Source organism: Pseudomonas sp. NPDC089401 (assembly GCF_044749485.1).
GTDB lineage: Bacteria > Pseudomonadota > Gammaproteobacteria > Pseudomonadales > Pseudomonadaceae > Aquipseudomonas.
The window spans coordinates 39,952-54,999 of sequence record NZ_JBIVIA010000001.1 but is presented as its reverse complement, the minus strand read 5'-3'; the positions used below and the strand labels follow the sequence as shown (position 1 = coordinate 54,999).

16 protein-coding genes are annotated in these 15,048 nt (G+C 65.9%); 9 read left to right on the top strand and 7 right to left on the bottom strand.

Annotation, left to right across the window (positions count from 1 at the left end):
- Nucleotides 1–58: 58 nt before the first annotated feature.
- The 4 genes from rlmD to ACIP21_RS00245 form a co-directional block, all read right to left on the bottom strand.
- Entirely contained in the window at nucleotides 59–1,417 is a 1,359-nt protein-coding gene (gene rlmD, locus ACIP21_RS00260) for a 23S rRNA (uracil(1939)-C(5))-methyltransferase RlmD (RefSeq protein WP_400682635.1), read from the bottom strand.
- A complete protein-coding gene (gene cysM, locus ACIP21_RS00255; RefSeq protein ID WP_400682632.1) occupies nucleotides 1,418–2,317 on the bottom strand; it encodes a cysteine synthase CysM in 900 nt (299 codons plus the stop codon).
- Nucleotides 2,318–2,713: 396 nt separating this feature from the next.
- Nucleotides 2,714–4,114 (bottom strand): sensor histidine kinase, encoded by a 1,401-nt coding sequence (locus tag ACIP21_RS00250; protein ID WP_400682630.1) that lies wholly within the window; start codon nucleotides 4,112–4,114, stop codon nucleotides 2,714–2,716.
- A gap of 3 nt (nucleotides 4,115–4,117) precedes the next feature.
- Entirely contained in the window at nucleotides 4,118–4,834 is a 717-nt protein-coding gene (locus ACIP21_RS00245; protein WP_400682628.1) for a response regulator transcription factor, read from the bottom strand.
- 193 nt (nucleotides 4,835–5,027) lie between these two features.
- On the opposite strand from ACIP21_RS00245, the gene ACIP21_RS00240 reads away from it, so the two are divergent.
- From ACIP21_RS00240 to ACIP21_RS00225, 4 genes are all read left to right on the top strand, one after another.
- Entirely contained in the window at nucleotides 5,028–7,787 is a 2,760-nt protein-coding gene (locus tag ACIP21_RS00240; RefSeq protein ID WP_400682626.1) for a response regulator, read from the top strand.
- A gap of 158 nt (nucleotides 7,788–7,945) precedes the next feature.
- Nucleotides 7,946–8,935 carry a 2-hydroxyacid dehydrogenase gene (locus ACIP21_RS00235; RefSeq protein ID WP_400682624.1) on the top strand — a complete coding sequence of 330 codons (990 nt, stop codon included), beginning with the start codon at nucleotides 7,946–7,948 and terminating at the stop codon, nucleotides 8,933–8,935.
- Between the two features lie 31 nt (nucleotides 8,936–8,966).
- The gene (locus tag ACIP21_RS00230) at nucleotides 8,967–9,404 is read left to right on the top strand and encodes a hypothetical protein (RefSeq protein ID WP_400682623.1); all 438 of its coding nucleotides are present in this window, start codon (nucleotides 8,967–8,969) and stop codon (nucleotides 9,402–9,404) included.
- Complete coding sequence (locus ACIP21_RS00225; protein ID WP_400682621.1) at nucleotides 9,401–9,805, top strand: META domain-containing protein; 405 nt, start codon at nucleotides 9,401–9,403, stop codon at nucleotides 9,803–9,805. The genes ACIP21_RS00230 and ACIP21_RS00225 overlap by 4 nt, the downstream gene beginning before the upstream one ends.
- Nucleotides 9,806–9,921: 116 nt before the next feature.
- Here ACIP21_RS00225 and ACIP21_RS00220 read toward each other — a convergent pair whose 3' ends face one another.
- Nucleotides 9,922–10,386, bottom strand: coding sequence for a TlpA disulfide reductase family protein (locus ACIP21_RS00220; protein ID WP_400682619.1), 465 nt, complete (start codon nucleotides 10,384–10,386; stop codon nucleotides 9,922–9,924).
- Between the two features lie 85 nt (nucleotides 10,387–10,471).
- Here ACIP21_RS00220 and arsC point away from each other — a divergent pair, with 85 nt between their 5' ends.
- The 3 genes from arsC to ACIP21_RS00205 are packed head-to-tail and all read left to right on the top strand — an operon-like array spanning nucleotide 10,472 to nucleotide 11,833.
- Complete coding sequence (arsC, locus tag ACIP21_RS00215) at nucleotides 10,472–10,825, top strand: arsenate reductase (glutaredoxin) (RefSeq protein WP_400682616.1); 354 nt, start codon at nucleotides 10,472–10,474, stop codon at nucleotides 10,823–10,825.
- On the top strand, nucleotides 10,822–11,427 hold the full coding sequence (gene wrbA / locus ACIP21_RS00210; RefSeq protein ID WP_400682614.1) for an NAD(P)H:quinone oxidoreductase: 606 nt from the start codon (nucleotides 10,822–10,824) through the stop codon (nucleotides 11,425–11,427). Before arsC ends, wrbA begins: the two co-directional genes overlap by 4 nt.
- Nucleotides 11,420–11,833 carry a DUF2069 domain-containing protein gene (locus ACIP21_RS00205; RefSeq protein WP_400682612.1) on the top strand — a complete coding sequence of 138 codons (414 nt, stop codon included), beginning with the start codon at nucleotides 11,420–11,422 and terminating at the stop codon, nucleotides 11,831–11,833. The genes wrbA and ACIP21_RS00205 overlap by 8 nt, the downstream gene beginning before the upstream one ends.
- Before the next feature lie 102 nt (nucleotides 11,834–11,935).
- On the opposite strand, the gene ACIP21_RS00200 is transcribed toward ACIP21_RS00205, so the two are convergent.
- Both ACIP21_RS00200 and ttcA read right to left on the bottom strand, forming a co-directional pair.
- Nucleotides 11,936–12,607 carry a DNA-3-methyladenine glycosylase I gene (locus tag ACIP21_RS00200; RefSeq protein ID WP_400682610.1) on the bottom strand — a complete coding sequence of 224 codons (672 nt, stop codon included), beginning with the start codon at nucleotides 12,605–12,607 and terminating at the stop codon, nucleotides 11,936–11,938.
- Between the two features lie 4 nt (nucleotides 12,608–12,611).
- Entirely contained in the window at nucleotides 12,612–13,436 is an 825-nt protein-coding gene (gene ttcA, locus ACIP21_RS00195) for a tRNA 2-thiocytidine(32) synthetase TtcA (RefSeq protein ID WP_400682607.1), read from the bottom strand.
- Nucleotides 13,437–13,699: 263 nt separating this feature from the next.
- Between ttcA and ACIP21_RS00190 the strand changes: the two genes are divergently transcribed.
- A complete protein-coding gene (locus tag ACIP21_RS00190) occupies nucleotides 13,700–14,299 on the top strand; it encodes a Yip1 family protein (protein WP_400682605.1) in 600 nt (199 codons plus the stop codon).
- Between the two features lie 149 nt (nucleotides 14,300–14,448).
- The gene (locus ACIP21_RS00185; RefSeq protein WP_400682603.1) at nucleotides 14,449–14,943 is read left to right on the top strand and encodes a SprT family zinc-dependent metalloprotease; all 495 of its coding nucleotides are present in this window, start codon (nucleotides 14,449–14,451) and stop codon (nucleotides 14,941–14,943) included.
- Nucleotides 14,944–15,048: the final 105 nt, after the last annotated feature.

Here is a 15,048-nt window from a genome sequence, read left to right as displayed (position 1 = left end):
CACTGGCTATCACCGTACGGCTTCGCTTCCGTGGAAGCCGCACCAAGGGGCCAGATTGCTAGCCCGCTTCGAATAACGCCATGGCTTCGACATGCGCCGTCTGAGGAAACATGTCGAGAATCCCGGCCCTTTTTAACCGGTACCCCTGGCCGACCAGCACCTGGGCGTCTCGCGCCAGCGTGGCCGGGTTGCACGATACGTACACCAGCCGCCTGGCGTTGAGCCGGGCGATGCCTTGCACCACCTCGTACGCACCGTCGCGCGGTGGGTCCAAGAGTACCGCAGAAAAGCCCTCGGCGGCCCACCCGGCACCTGCCAAAGGCTGCGATAAATCGGCCTGAAAAAAGCGTGCATTATGCACATTGTTTTCCCGGGCATTGGCCGCGGCCCGATCGACCATGGCCTGCACCCCTTCCACCGCCACCACTTCACGGGCCTGGCGCGCCAGCGGCAGGGCGAAGTTGCCCAGGCCGCAGAACAGGTCCAGCACACGCTCGTCGGCCTGCGGTGCGAGCCAGGCCAGGGCCTGCTCGATCATCAACGTATTGACCTGGGCGTTGACCTGGACGAAATCGCCCGGGCGCCACGCCAGTTCCAGCTGCCACGGCGCCAGGGCAAAACCGAGCCTGGCATCGGCATCCACCGGCGCCGGTTCGCCCTCGCCCTGCAGCCACAGCTGGGCCTTGGCTTCAGCGCAGAACGCCTGCAGACGCGCCAGGTCATCCGCCGCGAGCGGCGCCACATGACGCACCAGCACGGCTTCGGCAGTACCGCTGAACAGCTCCACATGGCCGATCGCCTGCGGCTTGCCCAGCGAGCGCAACACGGTCGGCAAGTGGCGAAGAATAGATTGCAAAGGCTGTACCAGCACGGCGCAGTCATCTATGGAGACAATTTCCTGGCTGGCTTCGGCGCGGAAACCGACATCCAGGTGCTTTGCCTTCACATCCCAGCGCACGGCCACACGCGCCCGACGCCGGTAACCGAATTCCGGCCCGCTCAGGGGCGCGGCCCACTCCTCGGGTTGCACGCCGGCCACCCGTTGCAGCTGCTCGGCCAGGGTGCGCTGCTTGAGCGCCAGCTGGGCCTCGTGGGGCAGGTGCTGCAGGTTGCAGCCGCCGCAGCGCTGGTAGTGCCGGCACGGGGCCTGGCGACGCTCGGGGCTGGCCTGCAGGACACGCTCCAGGCGCGCCTCGACCACCTTGCCGCGGGCATTGAGCACGCGCGCCTCGACTGTTTCACCGGCCAGGGCGCCGCTGACGAACCAGGTGCGCCCTTCGACAAAGGCGATGCCGCGGCCGTCACCGGCCAGGCGCTCGATCTCCAGGCGCTGTTTCTTGCCCACGGGGACCTGGGGCGTGCGGTTGCCGCCGGCCGGCTGGAAGCGCAGGCCGGAATTGGGTTTTTTCTTGGACATTTAGCTCGGATCGAACAGGCCGGTGGACAGGTAACGGTCGCCGCGGTCGCAGATGATCGCGACCATCGTGGCGTTTTCCACTTCGCGGGACAGGCGCAGCATGGCGGCCACCGCACCACCGGAAGACACGCCGCAGAAAATGCCCTCTTCACGGGCAAGGCGGCGGGTGGTGTCCTCGGCTTCCTGCTGGGACATGTCGACCACGCGGTCGACACGGGTGGCGTCGAAAATCTTCGGCAGGTATTCCTCGGGCCAGCGGCGGATGCCGGGGATGGCCGAGCCTTCCATCGGCTGCAGGCCGACGATCTGCACGTTGGGGTTCTGTTCCTTGAGGTACTGCGAGCAGCCCATGATGGTGCCGGTGGTACCCATGGAGCTGACGAAATGGGTGATGGTACCCTGGGTCTGCTGCCAGATCTCCGGCCCGGTGCTGGTGTAGTGGGCGATCGGGTTGTCGCCATTGGCGAACTGGTCGAGGACCAGGCCGCGGCCTTCGGCCTGGAGCTTCTCGGCCAGGTCGCGGGCGCCTTCCATGCCCTCTTCCTTGGTCACCAGGATCAGCTCGGCGCCATAGGCGGTCATCGCCGCCTTGCGCTCGGCGGTGGAGTTGTCGGGCATGATCAGGATCATCTTGTAGCCCTTGATCGCCGCCGCCATGGCCAGGGCGATGCCGGTGTTGCCGGAGGTGGCCTCGATCAGGGTGTCGCCGGGCTTGATCTGGCCGCGCAGCTCGGCGCGGGTGATCATCGACAGCGCCGGGCGGTCTTTCACGGAGCCGGCGGGATTGTTGCCTTCGAGCTTGAGCAGGAGGGTGTTGCTGGTTTGCCCAGCGATGCGCTGCAGGCGAACCAGGGGCGTATTGCCGACGCAATCGGCGATGGTTGGGTACTGCAAGGTCATGGCGTATTTCACAATCCGGACGGCAGGGGCGCCTATCATACCGGCAAACCACCTGCGGCCATATCACGCAATCTGCGGTCGCTATAGCTACAAGCTATAAGGTGCCGTGCAGTCCTGGTCCTGCAGTGCTGAGGCATTCGCGGGTAAACCCGCTCCCACAGGGATATCACAGGGCCTGAGGCAAGTGTGGTACCTGTGGGGGCCCTGGGATATCACAGCGCTTGAGGCAAGTGCGGGACCTTTGGGAGCCCTGGGATATCACAGCGCTTGAGGCAAGTGCGGGACCTGTGGGAGCCCTGGGATATCACAGCGCTTGAGGCAAGTGCGGGACCTGTGGGAGCCCTGGGATATCACAGCGCTTGAGGCAAGTGCGGGACCTGTGGGAGCCCTGGGATATCACAGCGTTTGAGGCAAGTGCGGGACCTGTGGGAGCGGGTTCACCCGCGAAGAGGCCGGCACATGCATCGGCAAGCGCATGCACAGCCGCAGCCCGCGCTTGCCATTCTCCGCCCACAAGGTGCCGGCCTGACGCTGGACAGCACTGCGGGCAATGCTCAGCCCCAAGCCGAACCCGCCGTCGCCGGGCCGTGAGCCATCGAGCCGGGAGAACGGCGCAAAGATCCGCTCCAGGTCTTCCTCGGCCACGCCACCGCCCTCGTCTTCCAGCCACAGTCGCCAATATCCGCCTTCACGCTGCCCGCCCAAGCGCACCAGGCCACTCTCCGGAGAATGCCGAATGGCATTGCGCAGCAGATTCTCCAGCGCCTGGGCCAAGTAGTTGAGGTTGCCCTGCACCCAGCAGTGCCCCGGCAGCTCGCAGCGCAAACGCTCGGGCGACCAGCCGCTTTCGTAGCGGGCATCCTCGACCAGCAGTTCCCACAGCGCCTGCACCTGGATAGGTTCGAGGTTCATCGGCGCTCGCTCGGCGTCCTGCCAGGCCAGTTGCAAGGTGCCCTCCACCAGTTGCTGCATGCAGTCGACCTCGCGGCCCAGGCGTTCACGCAGGCGCTCGAGGTCCGTCTCGCCATCGCAGGCCACGCGCAGGCGGCTCAGCGGTGTGCGCATTTCATGGGACAGGTCACGCAGCAACTGCTGCTGCAGGTTGACCGTGCCCTGCAGGCGCTCGGCCATCTGGTCGAAGGCGCGGGCCAGTTCGCCCAGCTCGTCATGGCGGGCGATGGTGCGCGAGTCCAGCCGCGCCGAAAGCTGGTCGGCGCGCCAGGCATTGGCCTGCTCGCGCAGCTGGTTGAGCGGCACGATCAGCATGCGGTACAGGCCGACGCACAGCAGCAGGGTGAACAGCCCGGGGATCAGGCCGTTGGTGACGACCTGCCAGAGCACCCGGTAGTGCCCGGGGTTGAGCCGTTGCGGCAACTCGATGATCAGCATGCCCTGCTCCGGCGCCCCGGGGAACGGCAGGCGCAGCCAGGGCTGGTCGATACTGCGCCGGCTCATCGGCCAGTCGACCCCACGCAGGCGGGTCAGCCGCTGCATGATCTCGGGGCCGAGGATGGCGCTGTTCAGCGGCTGCAGGCTGGTGTCGAGCACGCCGACCCAGCCGTGTTCACGCTCATGCATCGCCGCCACCCAGCGGTCCAGGCCCTCGCGGCCGCCGCTGCGCCAGGCCCGCTCGGCCTCGCTGGCATAACCGCGCAGCACCTGGCGCGCCGGCTCGTCGAGAAAGGCGTTCTGGGTTTCCATATGCCGGCCCCAAGTGTAACTCAGGCCGATCATCAGCAGGCAGAAGCCCACCAGCAGGATGGCCAGTTTCCAGAACAGCGAGTGGCGGTCGAGCATGGCCTATTCCGCCTCGCCGACGCTGAGCACGTAGCCCTTGCCCCACACGGTGCGGACCTGGCGCTCGTGGTAGCCGATGGCCTTGAGCTTGCGGCGGATCTGGCTGACGTGCATGTCCAGGCTGCGGTCGTGCCGCGAATAGCCCCGTTGCAGCACCTGCTGATAAAGGAACGGCTTGCTCAGCACTTCGTCGAGGTTGCGATGGAGGATGTCGAACAGGCGGTATTCGCTGGGCGTCAGGCCGGCCTGCTGGCCGCCGAGGCACACATCGCACAGGCCTTCGTCGAACTGCAGTTCAGTCGACGGGCCCTGTGCCACGGGCAGGTGGCGGCGCTCGAGGGCGACGCGACGCAGGATCGCCTCGATGCGGACCTTGAGCTCGGCCAGGCTGAAGGGTTTGGGCAGGTAATCATCGGCACCACGCTGGAAACCGCTGATACGGTCGGCCTCGGCGCCCAGCGCGGACATCAGGATCACCGGCGTGGCACTGCGCTGGCGCAGCCTGGCCAGGGCGTCCAGGCCGTTGAGGCCGGGCAGCAGGATGTCCATCAGCACCAGGTCGAAGGCCTGCCGGCCCGCCGCCTCCAGGCCTTCCAGGCCATTGCGGCACCAGGTGACGTTGAAGCCACCGCGCTGCAGCTCTTCGTGCAGGTAGGCACCCAGGACCGGATCGTCCTCGATGGCCAGGATGCTGGAGGTGTAATTAGCTACAGGATTCATTGGCAACTGCCACCCATTCTCAGTTGCGCGATTATTGTGCATGCCCGGTTTCCAGGCAACTGCCCCACGACCAATGCCACGCCCCGTTCACATCGGCACAGACAAAAGGTGCATTAGCGCGGCCAGCGGAGTAACTTCCCGCATTGATCCGTCGCCCGGGCGACGGCGTCCAGGCACATCACAGGAGGCGAGTGTGCTCGATCGTTTGGGAATCAGAAGCCGGGTACTGTTGCTGGCACTGCTGCCGGCCAGCCTGATGGCACTGGTGCTGGGCAGCTATTTCACCTGGCTGCAGCAAGACCAGTTGCGCACCCAGCTGCTGCAGCGCGGCAAGATGCTCGCCGAGCAACTGGCGCCGCTGGCCGCCCCGGCCCTGGCCAGGCAGACCCCGGCGCAGCTGGAGCGCATCGCCGCGCAGACCCTGGAACAGGCCGACGTGCGCGCGGTAGCCTTCCTCGCCCCCGACCGCAGCCGAGTGGCCCACGCCGGCCCGAGCATGATCAACCAGGCGCCCAGCGGCGGCACCGGCACCCAGTTGCTGCAACGCAGCGGCAACGACGCCACCCGTTACCTGATGCCGGTGTTCGGCCATCACCGCGACCTCGCCACCGATGCCGTGCCGGCCGAGGCCGAGCGCCTGCTGGGCTGGGTCGAGATCGAACTGAGCCACGACGGCATGCTGCTGCGCGGCTACCGCAACCTGTTCACCAGCGTGCTGCTGATCCTCGGCTGCCTGGTCCTCAGCGGCCTGCTGGCCATGCGCATGAGCCGCACCATCAACGACCCGATCGCGCGCATCAAGCATGCGGTCAACCAGCTCAAGGACGGCCATCTCGAAGAGCGCCTGCCGGCCATGGGCAGCCACGAGCTGGACGAACTGGCCCGCGGCATCAACCGCATGGCAGAAACCCTGCACAGCGCCCACGAAGAGCTGCAGCACAGCATCGACCAGGCCACCGAGGACGTGCGCCAGAACCTGGAAACCATCGAGATCCAGAACATCGAGCTGGACATGGCGCGCAAGGAGGCCCTGGAGGCCAGCCGCATCAAGTCGGAATTCCTGGCCAACATGAGCCACGAGATCCGCACCCCGCTCAACGGCATCCTCGGCTTCACCCACCTGTTGCAGAAAAGCGAGATGACCCCGCGGCAGCTGGACTACCTGGGCACCATCGAGAAGTCCGCCGACAACCTGCTGGGGATCATCAACGAGATCCTCGACTTCTCCAAGATCGAAGCCGGCAAGCTGGTGCTCGACAGCATCCCGTTCAACCTGCGCGACCTGATCCAGGACACCCTGACCATCCTCGCCCCGGCCGCCCATGCCAAGCAGCTCGAACTGCTCTGCCTGATCTACCGCGATACCCCCTCGTCGCTGATCGGCGACCCGCTGCGGCTCAAGCAGATCCTCACCAACCTGGTGAGCAACGCGATCAAGTTCACCCGTGAGGGCACCATCGTCGTGCGGGCCATGCTCGACGACGAACAGGAAGACAGCGCACAGCTGCGCATCAGCGTGCAGGACACCGGCATCGGCCTGTCGCCGCAGGACGTGCGCACACTGTTCCAGGCCTTCAGCCAGGCCGACAACTCGCTGGCCCGCCAGCCCGGCGGCACCGGCCTGGGGCTGGTGATTTCCAAGCGCCTGATCGAACAGATGGGCGGCGAGATCGGCGTCGACAGCACCCCCGGCGAAGGCTCGCAGTTCTGGATCAGCCTAAGCCTGCCCAAGGCTCACGACGACATCGAGGAACAGCCGCTGCAACCGTTGCTCGGCCGCCGCGCGGCGATCGTCGACAGCCACGAGCTGGCGCGCCAGGCACTGGAGCACCAACTGCAGGACTGCGGCCTGAGCGTCAGCCTGTTCACCACCTACGAGCAGTTGCTGCAAGGCGTGCAGGCGGGCTTCCAGGCCGGCATGCCGTTCGAGTTCGCCGTGCTCGGCGCCAACCTGGGCAACCTGTCGCCCGAGCAGCTCGGCCAGTACCACCAGCAGCTGGAGCGCTACCACTGCCAGTGCGTGGTGCTGTGCCCGACCACCGAACAGGCGCTGTACCACCCCTACCTGCCCAACGGCCATGGCCAACTGCTGTCCAAACCGACCTGCACGCGCAAGCTGCGCCGCCTGTTGCTGGAGCTGGTGCAGCCGCGTCGTCAGCTCGGCGAGCCGGGGCACCACAACAGTGGCGAGCGCCGGGCGAAGATCCTCTGCGTCGATGACAATGCCGCCAACCTGCTGCTGGTGCAGACCCTGCTGGAAGACCTCGGCGCCGACGTGCTGGCGGTCGACAACGGCTACGCCGCCGTGCAGGCGGTGCAGGCCGAACCCTTCGACCTGGTACTGATGGACGTGCAGATGCCGGGCATGGACGGGCGCGCCTGCACCGAGCAGATCCGCCTGTGGGAAAACACCCAGAGCGGCAGCCCGCTGCCGATCGTCGCCCTCACCGCCCATGCCATGGCCAACGAGAAGCGTGCCTTGCTGCACAGCGGCATGGACGACTACCTGACCAAGCCGATCAGTGAACGCCAGCTGGCCCAGGTGGTGATGAAATGGACCGGCCTGAGCCTGGGCGCGGCGGCGTCGGAGCCGCTCAGCGAAACCCTGGGTGAAAGCCTCGAATTGCCTGTGCTGGACGCGGACGAAGGGTTGCGCCTGGCGGCTGGCAAGCCGGACCTGGCCGCCGACATGCTGGCCATGTTGCTGGCGTCGCTGGAGAGCGACCGCAGGGCGATCCAGGCCGCACGCGAGGCCGAGGACCGTGGCACGTTGATCGAGCAGGTGCATCGGTTGAACGGTGCCTCGCGCTATTGCGGCGTGCCCCAGTTGCGCGCGGCGTGCCAGCGCAGCGAGACCTTGCTCAAGCAGGAAAACCCGCAGGCGCAGCAGGCGCTGGATGAACTGGATGCCGCCATCAACCGGCTGGCGGCCCAGGCACGCCTGAGCGCCTGACGTGTAGGAGCGGCCTTGTGTCGCGAAAGGGGCGCAGAGCGGCCCCGGGGATTTCAGCGTTACAACAAAGACTGCAGGGACCGCTCTGCGGCCCTTTCGCGACACAAGGCCGCTCCTACAGGCCAGCATTGTCATTCAGCAAGCATGAGGCCCCCAGCATGCGCACTCTGTTGTTCAGCAGCCAGCACTACGACCAGGAAAGCTTCAACCGGGCCGCCCTGGGCAGCCCCCTGGACCTGCACTTCCAGCCCGCCCGCCTGACCCTCGACACCGCAGCCCTGGCCCAGGGCAGCGAGGTGGTCTGTGCCTTCATCAACGACGAACTCGACGCCCAGGTGCTGGAGCGCCTGGCCGCCGGCGGCACGCGCCTGATCGCCCTGCGCTCGGCCGGCTACAACCACGTCGACCTGGCCGCCGCGCAGCGCCTGGGCCTGGCGGTGGTGCGGGTGCCGGCCTATTCGCCGCACGCCGTGGCCGAGCACGCCGTGGCGCTGATCCTGGCGCTCAACCGGCGCCTGCACCGGGCCTACAACCGCACCCGCGAGGGCGACTTCACCCTGCACGGGCTGACCGGCTTCGACCTGCATGGCAAGACCGTCGGGGTGGTCGGCACCGGCCAGATTGGCGCGGCGTTTGCCCGCATCATGGCCGGTTTCGGCTGCCAGCTGCTGGCCTACGACCCCTGCCCCAACCCGGAACTGCTGGCCCTCGGTGCGCGCTACCTGGAACTGCCCGAGCTGCTGCAACAGGCACGGATCATCAGCCTGCATTGCCCATTGACCGAGCACACCAGGCACCTGGTCAACGCACGCAGCCTGGCCCGCCTGCAGCCCGGCGCCATGCTGATCAACACCGGCCGCGGCGCCCTGGTCGACACCCCGGCGCTGATCGACGCGCTGAAAAGCGGCCAGCTCGGCTACCTGGGCCTGGACGTGTACGAAGAGGAAGCGCAGCTGTTCTTCGAGGACCGTTCCGACCTGCCGCTGCAGGACGATGTGCTGGCGCGCCTGCTGACCTTCCCCAACGTGATCGTCACCGCCCACCAGGCGTTCCTGACCCGCGAGGCACTGGACGGGATCGCCGCCACCACGCGGGACAACATCATCCGCTGGGCGGCGGGGAATCCGCAGAATCTGGTCAGCGGTTGATGCTAGGATACGCGGCATTTCTGGAGGACCCATGGTCGAGCACGATTTCCGCTACACCCTTTTCAACCCGCAACACACCCTGATCGAATGCCGCGCCCTGGTGCCGGGCCGTTACCAGGTGACTGGCAACGGTGGCTCGATGCACAAGGGCGACGTCCTGGTGGTGACCCTCAAGGGCAGCAAGGACCTGGCCATGCGCCTGACCGTGGAAAGCGTGCGCCACCTGATCAACCCACGTGGCCAGTGGGTAGCCGTGGCCAGCGGCCCGGTGTTCAACGAGCTGGAAATCCTCACCTGGAAGGCCGAGTGCGACAGCTGCGACGCCGTGCTGGACTTCGAGTTCGCGGTCGACGCCAAGCTCGGCAAGCAGGCCCGCCAGCCGGCTGCCAGCGCGCGTATCGCCGAACTGGGCTGGGCCAGCCGTGGCGACAAGCACCTGTGCCCACGCTGCCAGGAGAGCGCCGAGTGAAAAATCTGCTGACCGGCGCGCTGATTGCCACCGGCCTGCTCGGCTGCGCCGCCGAACCCTCGAAACTGGAGCAGGAGCGCAGCTATGTGCTGGAGTGGATCGGCGAACGCCCGTTGATCGACTACAGCCACTTGACCCTGACCTTGGCCAGCGATGGCCGCGCCTATGGCAATGCCGGCTGCAACCACTGGTTCGCGCCGTACACGCTGGAAGGCGAGCACCTGAGCTTCGGCAAGGTCGGCAAGACCCGCAAGCTGTGCGCGCCGGCGTTGATGGAGCAGGAAACCCGCTTCCTGCAGGCGCTGGAGACGGTGCAGCGCTGGGATGTTTCGGCGACCGAGCAGATGCGCTTCTGGCCGGCTGAAGGCAAGCCGCTGCGCTTCTGGCCTGAGGAAGGCTGAAGAGGGTCGGGGCTGCTTTGCAGCCCTTCGCGGGCAAGCCCGCTCCCACAGGTGATCGCGGTTACCTGTAGGAGCGGCCTCGTGTCGCAAAAGGGCCGCAAAGCGGCCCCATGGCATCAGGCGCCTTTCAGGGCCTTGATCTTGGCCTGCAGCCCTTCCAGGGTCTGCTCGCCCAGCAACTGCTCGCGCACCTTGCCCTTGTCATCGATGATGTAGGTCACCGGCAACGCCTCGCTGCGTGGCAGGTCATAACGCTCGGCAGGGTCCTGGGCCAGCACGGTGAAGCCGATCCCCAGCGCCTCGGCCGCCTGTTTCAGCTCCGGCCCTTGCAGGCCATCGAAGTTCACCCCCAGCACCTTGACCCCATCGGCCGCCCATTGCTTGGCCGCCTGGTTCAGTTCGGGCACCTCGGTACGGCACGGCCCGCACCATTCGGCCCAGTAGTTGAGTACCAGCCAGTGCCCGTCGATCTGTTCCGCCTTCACCGTCTTGCCATCTTGGTCCACGCCGTAATCGGCACCGCAACCACCGAGCAACAAGCTTGCGGTGATCGCCAGTACTGCTGCCAGACGCTTTGCCATGGGTCAATCCTTCTCGAAGTTTCAAGCAAATAGGTCAGTCGCTGCGGTTAGAATAGCCGCCACACCCAGCTGGATGCGACCCGACATGACTGACTTGACGCTCTATCATAACCCGCGCTGCTCGAAATCCCGCGGCGCGCTGGAACTGCTCGAACAACGCGGCCTGGCGCCAACCATCGTGCGTTACCTGGAGACCCCGCCCGACGCCGCCACCCTCGAGGCCCTGCTCGGCAAGCTGGGCATCGCCCCGCGCCAGTTGCTGCGCAGCGGCGAGGATGAATACAAGGCCCTGGACCTGGCCAACCCGGCACTGACCGACGCGCAACTGATCGACGCCATGGCCCGGCACCCCAAGCTGATCGAGCGGCCGATCCTGGTCGCCGGTGACAAGGCCGTGATCGGCCGGCCACCCGAGAAGGTGCTGGAGATCCTGCCGTGAGCGCGCCCTACATCCTGGTGCTGTACTACAGCCGTCACGGCTCGACCAGCGAGATGGCCCGGCACATCGCCCGTGGCATCGAGCTGGCCGGCATGGAGGCACGCCTGCGCACGGTGCCGGCGATTTCCACCGAATGCGAAGCCGTGGCTCCGGACATCCCGGCCAGCGGCGCGCTGTACGCCACCCTCGACGACCTGCGCCACTGCGCCGGCCTGGTGCTGGGCAGCCCGACCCGTTTCGGCAACATGGCCGCACCATTGAAGTACTTCCTCGACGGCACCAGCAGCCTGTGGCTGGGTGGCGAACTGGTCGGCAAGCCGGCCGGCGTGTTCACCTCCACCGCCAGCCTGCATGGCGGCCAGGAAACCACCCTGCTGTCGATGATGCTGCCACTCATGCACCACGGCATGCTGGTGATGGGCCTGCCCTACAGCGAGTCGGCACTGCTGGAAACCCGTGGCGGCGGCACCCCGTATGGTGCCAGCCACCACGCCGGTGCCGATGGCAAGCGTGAACTGGACCAGCACGAGATCGCCCTGTGCCGTGCCTTGGGTCAACGCCTGGCGAGCACCGCCAAGGCCCTGGAGGCCGCGCGTGGCTAAACAGCCCAAGGTGTTGCCGCCGATGGATTGGCTGGTGCCGCGCTTGCGCCTGACGCGGGCGCTGAGCCTGGCGTTCTTTTTCGGCCTGATCGCGTTGCTGGTGGTGAACAACCTGTGGTTCGCCGACCTGCACGGGGCACGCGTCGAGGTGATCCTGGCGATCGAGCTGGTGCCCTTGCTGTTGCTGCTGCCGGGGATGCTGACGGGCAGCGCCCGGGCGCATGCCTGGACCTGCTTCGTGGTGAACATCTATTTCATCAAGGGCGTGCTGGCGGCGTTCGACCCGGCGCGGGCGGTGTTTGGCTGGCTCGAGGTGCTGGTGAGCCTCGGGTTGTTCATCGCCGGGCTTTTGTATGTGCGCTGGAAGTTTCAGTTCGAGCGGCGCATGGCAGGCGAAGGGCGTTGAGGTCTTCGCGGGTAAACCCGCTCCCACAGGTACAGCGCAGGCCTCAAGTGCGGCGCGATCCCTGTGGGAGCGGGTTTACCCGCGAAGAGGGCTACACAGGACTCAATGGTTGACGGTATGCGCCAGCATCACCGACAACTGGCACAGCGGCCGCCCGCTCTCTTGATGCCATTGATTGAACGCCTGCTGCACCAGCGCCAGATCACGCTGGCTGGTGGGCTGCTTGTCGATCACCTTCTGCGCAATCAGTGCCGCCGCCATGTCCTCGGTCGGGATGAAGGTATCCTTGCCGACCATGCGCAGGAACCGCGGCGCCGACAAGCCGCCCAGCTGGTTGCCGTGCTTGGTCAGGTACTTCCACAGCCCGACGATATCGGTCACCGGCCAGTCGGCGATCAAGGCACCGAAGCTACCCTTCTCTTTCGCCACATCCAGCACCATCTGCGCATTGCGCGGCACGCTCTTGAGCTTGCCCAGGTGGCGGATGATGCGCTCGTCGTGCATCAAGCGCTCCAGGTGCTCGGCGCCCATCAGCACCACCTTCTCCGGGTCGAAGCCGAAGAACACCTGCTCGAACGCCGGCCACTTGGCATCCACCAGGCTGTGCTTGAGCCCGGCGCGGAACACACGCAGGGCCAGGGTCGACAGGTAGCGGTCGTCACTGATGCCGCGCAGCTGCTCCGGCGTGCGCGGCTGCGGCAGGAAGGCCTCCAGGGCCTGGGCCGAGCCGAAGCGGTTCAGGCAATAGGCGTGCAGCCACTGATAGTCGCGCATGGGCTCAGAGGTTCACCACGTCGAGGAAGCGCGGGGTGGCGTTCTCGTCGATCTTCAGGCTGGTAAAGTCGAACAGGTTGCGGTCGGCCAGCTGCGACGGTGCCACGTTCTGCATGGCGCGGAAGATGCTCTCGGTACGGCCCGGGTGCTTGCGCTCCCACTCCACCAGCATGTCCTTGACCACCTGGCGCTGCAGGTTCTCCTGCGAGCCGCACAGGTTGCATGGGATGATCGGGAATTCCTTCATGTCCGAGTAGGCCTGGATGTCCTTCTCGCTGCAGTAGGCCAGCGGGCGGATCACCACGTTGCGGCCGTCGTCGGCGCGCAGCTTCGGCGGCATGCCCTTGAGCGCGCCGTTGAAGAACATGTTGAGGAAGAAGGTCTCGACGATGTCGTCGCGGTGGTGCCCCAGGGCCATCTTGGTCGCGCCGATCTCGTCGGCGAAGGTGTACAGGGTGCCACGGCGCAGGCGCGAGCACAGCGAGCAGGTGGTCTTGCCCTCCGGTACCAGCTCCTTGACCACCGAGTAGGTGTCCTTCTCGACGATGTGGTACTCGACGCCCAGCTCCTTGAGGTAGGCCGGCAGCACGTGCTCGGGGAAGCCCGGCTGCTTCTGGTCCATGTTCACGGCGACGATGTCGAACTTGATCGGTGCCACCTTCTGCAGGTGCAACAGAACGTCGAGCATGGTGTAGCTGTCCTTGCCGCCGGACAGGCAGACCATGACCTTGTCGCCATCCTCGATCATGTTGTAGTCGGTGATGGCTTCGCCGGCGAGGCGACGCAGGCGTTTTTGCAGTTTGTTCTGGTTGACCGAGAGGGTGCCCATAGCGCTTGGATCCGCGAGGTGTGACAAAAGCCGGCTATTTTACGCACAAACCGCGCGCATCTGTAGGGATTCCGACAAAGACTTCAAGGGAATCAGCAAAGGCCCTGACAGTGCAATTTGCTCTAAAAAGCCGGCTTGGCGCGGGGTTTGGCTTCCTATACTGCGAATTAAGGCCACATTACCGCTTTGCTTCGGTTTCCTGGCCTCGGGCCGCTTGCGCTCCAGGTGGGGGGCGATTGGCAACACTGAGAGGAGTGACCGGCATGATTCATCACGTTGTGGGGCTGTTTACCCATCCCGACCAGGAATGGCGGGAGATTCGTGGCGAAGAAGAAAGCATCAGCCACATGTACCTGACACACACCTTGATCCTGGCGGCGATCCCCGCCGTTTCGGCCTTCATCGGCACCACCCAGGTAGGCTGGGTGATCGGCGGGCGGCCAGCGGTGATGCTGACCATGGAAAGCGCACTGTGGATGAGCATCATGTCCTACGTGGCGATGCTCGCCGGGGTGGCGGTGATGGGCGCCTTCATTCACTGGATGGCCCGCACCTACGACGCCAACCCCTCCATGGCGCAATGCATCGCCTTCGCCACCTACACCGCCACGCCACTGTTCCTCGGCGGCCTGGCGGCGCTCTACCCGCACCTGTGGCTGGGCATGCTGATAGGGACAGCGGCCATCTGCTACACCGTGTACCTGCTGTATGTCGGCTTGCCGACGTTCATGAACATACCGTCGGACGAGGGCTTCCTGTTCTCCAGTTCGGTGCTGGCGGTGGGCCTGGTGGTGCTGGTGGCGATCATGGCGGCCACGGTGATCATCTGGGGCCTGGGCGTGGGGCCCATGTATACCAATTAGCCGTATAGAACGATTAGAAAGTGCCAACATAGGGCGTCAAAGCCAGGGGCCGCCGCAAGGCGGCCTTTGTCTGCCTGCTGCGCTGACCGGTGGCTCGGCAGCCCGGCCACGCTTGCGGCATAATGCCCGGTCAGGAGAACCACCCCGCCATGCCCGAGCTGCTCAAACAACGCGTCGAAACCTGTTACCAGCAAGCCGAAGCCTTCTTCAAACGCCCCTTCCCGCGCCCGGAAGTCAGCTTCAAGCTGCGCGGCCAGAAGGCCGGCGTCGCCCACCTGCACGAGAACCTGCTGCGCTTCAACCTGCAGCTGTACCGCGACAACCAGGACGACTTCCTGCGCCAGACCGTGGCCCACGAAGTGGCGCACCTGGTAGCCCATCAACTGTTCGGCGAGCGCATCCAGGCCCATGGCGAGGAATGGCAGCTGATCATGCGCGGGGTGTACGAGCTGCCGCCCAATCGCTGCCACAACTATGAAGTGCAGCGGCGCGTGGCGACCCGCTACATCTATCGCTGCCCGTGCCCGGAAAGTGATTTCCCGTTTACCGCGCAGCGGCACAAGCTGGTCAGGCAAGGGCGACGGTACCTGTGCCGGCGCTGCCGGGAGATCCTGGTGTACAGCGGTGAGACCCGCGTCGAATGACAGGGCCTCTTCGCGGGTGAACCCGCTCCCACAGAGGTAACATTGCCTCTGAAATCCATGCAGTACCTGTGGGAGCGGGTTCACCCGCGAAGAGGCCAGCACAGG

Excerpts from the sequence above, each read along its gene's own strand:
- rlmD (WP_400682635.1), bottom strand. The coding sequence starts at position 1,417 with ATGTCCAAGAAAAAACCCAATTCCGGCCTGCGCTTCCAGCCGGCCGGC.
- cysM (WP_400682632.1), bottom strand. The coding sequence starts at position 2,317 with ATGACCTTGCAGTACCCAACCATCGCCGATTGCGTCGGCAATACGCCC.
- ACIP21_RS00250 (WP_400682630.1), bottom strand. The coding sequence starts at position 4,114 with ATGCTCGACCGCCACTCGCTGTTCTGGAAACTGGCCATCCTGCTGGTG.
- ACIP21_RS00245 (WP_400682628.1), bottom strand. The coding sequence starts at position 4,834 with ATGAATCCTGTAGCTAATTACACCTCCAGCATCCTGGCCATCGAGGAC.
- ACIP21_RS00235 (WP_400682624.1), top strand. The coding sequence starts at position 7,946 with ATGCGCACTCTGTTGTTCAGCAGCCAGCACTACGACCAGGAAAGCTTC.
- ACIP21_RS00230 (WP_400682623.1), top strand. The coding sequence starts at position 8,967 with ATGGTCGAGCACGATTTCCGCTACACCCTTTTCAACCCGCAACACACC.
- ACIP21_RS00220 (WP_400682619.1), bottom strand. The coding sequence starts at position 10,386 with ATGGCAAAGCGTCTGGCAGCAGTACTGGCGATCACCGCAAGCTTGTTG.
- arsC (WP_400682616.1), top strand. The coding sequence starts at position 10,472 with ATGACTGACTTGACGCTCTATCATAACCCGCGCTGCTCGAAATCCCGC.
- ACIP21_RS00200 (WP_400682610.1), bottom strand. The coding sequence starts at position 12,607 with ATGCGCGACTATCAGTGGCTGCACGCCTATTGCCTGAACCGCTTCGGC.
- ttcA (WP_400682607.1), bottom strand. The coding sequence starts at position 13,436 with ATGGGCACCCTCTCGGTCAACCAGAACAAACTGCAAAAACGCCTGCGT.
- ACIP21_RS00190 (WP_400682605.1), top strand. The coding sequence starts at position 13,700 with ATGATTCATCACGTTGTGGGGCTGTTTACCCATCCCGACCAGGAATGG.
- ACIP21_RS00185 (WP_400682603.1), top strand. The coding sequence starts at position 14,449 with ATGCCCGAGCTGCTCAAACAACGCGTCGAAACCTGTTACCAGCAAGCC.